The organism is Pseudomonas sp. PA-4-8C (assembly GCF_021606625.1).
In the GTDB taxonomy this organism is placed as follows: domain Bacteria; phylum Pseudomonadota; class Gammaproteobacteria; order Pseudomonadales; family Pseudomonadaceae; genus Aquipseudomonas; species Aquipseudomonas lactis.
This window is the reverse complement of record NZ_WKCD01000429.1, coordinates 1-2,927: the sequence shown is the minus strand read 5'-3', so window position 1 is coordinate 2,927 and position 2,927 is coordinate 1. Positions and strand designations below refer to the sequence as shown.

2 protein-coding genes are annotated in these 2,927 nt (G+C 41.7%); both read right to left on the bottom strand.

Features of this window, described 5'->3' with window-relative positions; genetic code table 11:
• Positions 1-85: 85 nt before the first annotated feature.
• Positions 86-1,090, bottom strand: coding sequence for an SIR2 family protein (locus GIW04_RS29445; protein ID WP_120248938.1), 1,005 nt, complete (start codon positions 1,088-1,090; stop codon positions 86-88).
• Positions 1,091-1,283: 193 nt separating this feature from the next.
• Positions 1,284-2,378, bottom strand: a complete 1,095-nt coding sequence (locus GIW04_RS29440) for a DUF2971 domain-containing protein (protein WP_183043802.1) — start codon at positions 2,376-2,378, stop codon at positions 1,284-1,286.
• Between the last annotated feature and the right edge of the window lie 549 nt (positions 2,379-2,927).

Genomic DNA, 2,927 nt, shown 5'->3' with positions numbered 1-2,927 from the left:
CAACTATGTCGATAGTTCGCAGAAAAACCAACAAAGCTGTACAGCACAATCGCATTCGAATTACCCAGAGTGACACTTGTCACCCCTATCCCATAAATTCTTCAGGAGACTCTACTGCTTTTTTTGCAGACAAAATGTGGTCCGCACTCGAAAAATCTGAAACTTGTGGTTCACTGATGATCGTCGCGCTATGCCTCGACCGACTTTGGCACTCAATACTATCTATATTGGCGATAATCTGCCGATACATGCTTTCATATCCGCATGCAGCATCATACTGAATTACCACGACATTTAAAGACTTGAGCGTGCCTATCTTCTGCGGACAGTCTGAGGAACCGCAATGAAAGAAAATTTTGTTTCGTATGGAAATTCCGTTTTTTTGCATTCTGGCTCGCCGCGCCAATATCCACCAAAGATCCGTCTCACTATAATCAAGTGACAGCCCTACGATATGGATATCTTCTTTAAAAAATAACTCCACCCAAGACACACCATCAAACGAATTATTCTTTATTTTTTGCGAAATCCCATCAACTCTTTTATTTTCACCAGCTATAGAATATGTATAGGTCCCTTTGATGTACGCGTCGATTTTTCCAATTGACCCGCAGTAATGATCCAAGCCCAACATGATAGATTTAGGATTATTGATATCACCATGAACATGCCAAATACTTGCTGTGCGCTCATCAATGTTATACTCCTTCTTCCTCCGTATGCTGTACAGCTCTTCAGAGTTATTCTCAAAAACAGAAGGAGACTGGATAGCCAACTCAAAGGCTAGATCATAATTAGTAGTGAGGTAATTATTTAACCCTAAGTCAATTATCTTTGCATATAGAGCATTCGTGCCTTGCAAAGAAAACTTATCAGCTATTAGATTTTTTGTATGCTCTTCCGATAAAGATATATTTTTTTCTCCCCCCTCAATAACAATGCGCTCGTACGTCAAGGTGTTGGGAAGGTCTTTACTTTCAAAATGGTTAAATCCTTTAATCTCTGCGAGCAAGTCATCCCAGCTAACAGAATTATTAGCCACATTGAATACCCTATTGAAACCGTTACCAAAAAGTAGACTTGCAGACATGTAGACATCACCAAATATATATTAATAATAACTTTTCAGAAGACACGCCATGTCATCAGCAGCTTATGCGTCATTCTCTAGGTGCTCCAAAACCCCACACCAACTCTGCTCATAACAACTAAATCAGCAACATTGGGTTAAATAGATCTGCCTTTTTAAGTCCAGCCCACTAAAGAAAAATATCAATCATGAATCAGCTAATTCCAAGGCTTAATAGTAGATTTTCTAAAGCGTCTTCTGAAATAGGGCTTCGTCCATCAGATTGACTTATGCATATGCACCTCGCGGCTTCAGTAACCTTAACCACGCCATCATTGGTCAATGTAGTGCCAAGAGAAAAAAATGATTTCTGCCCCTGATAAAATCGGTTATCCCTTATAATTGTCTCGATTTTCTTTTTATATTTTTCATCGCAGCGAGGCCCGAATATCACACCCACCAAGTCATTTGCACTGTGATAGAGAATTTTTTGACGATTATTTACTGGCACTTTAGGCAGAATCGCTTGAAACTTATTGTCAATTTCTTCCATTGTCAGCAGGCGAACTTCTTTTTCATAATCCCAGCCTGAATTTTTTTGAAGCAACGCCGCAACTTTTTTCGTGCTGCCGCTGACTGCGCACTCTAATATGGAAATTCTCTTGTCACCATTTATGTAGGTGACGGGTAGCAATGGATAGGGATACGCCTCTCGTGCCAGAGGATGATGCTTTACCGAGAGTTTATTATCCGTAGCTCCGTAAATCAGAACACAACCCTTAAAACCATCAGCATAGTGAGCCCACATCATTGGCTCGAGAGCGCGCTTCGAAAAAGATAAACTATAAAACAGTTGATTATGGCCGCGCCCCAATAGTGCCGTGAGTTCAAACCTGCACATTTCTGCACGAGCCTTTGGTGGACTTTTACTAGTGAATGAGAAGGTTGATGCTGTTGGGCTCCCTTCCCATAATGCTGCTACAAATATTTCCTCAAGCTCCTTTGCCTTGTTCTCCACCACGGTCTTGATTGAGTCTGAGGACTCGAATTCAATATTCCTAAAAAGGTCATTTAAACGCTTGGCGAGGTGTTTGCACTCAGGATTTACATGAAGATCAATACTCCAGGCCGAGCCTTTCTCTGACAAACATAAAAGTTTAGTCCAGCTCTCAGGGTCATCTTCAAAAAAATAAGTGGCATTAAGATCGTGAGGATCGTTAAGTTCATGAGTTTCAGAAAAATACAGCTCATTGTAACGTACTGCTTTTTCAAAATAGATGTTAGGTCTGAAATACTTAAATACATTCATTACACAAATCCTTTTGAAAGATACAATGATCAAATCAAGCATCACCAAGGTGGTAATAAATGATCACGCACCATCTCGGCCTCTAACGACAAGCCTCGAATATATGATTTTTAGAAATAATGCCTTGAAGGATCAGCTATGGGGGAGTCGCAATATTCAAGATACCCAGAGTAGCGTATGGCCATCACTTATGGCAAGGGCGTCCCCCCTAAAAACCATTGAACAAACTTGCTTCGGCTATAAAACCCTATACATACCAGCCACCATCAACCCAATTCTGAATCTCCCCTGCTTCGTAGACTCCCAGCAATGAGTGCTTTAGGCCGATGCTGTTAAAAATAGTCGACGTCCGGATTCAGCGTCATCCAAGAGCCAACCCATGCCGGCTGTACCATAAGGGTTTATACGTTGTGTGACTAAGCAGGGCGGTCTCAAGGAGCAAGTGCAACACCTGAGGTAAGGTGTTGCGATGAAAAAGACCTACAGCCACTTGAATACCGAAGAGCGAGTGACACTGATGCTCATGCGCCGGCAAGGTGACAGCCTGAG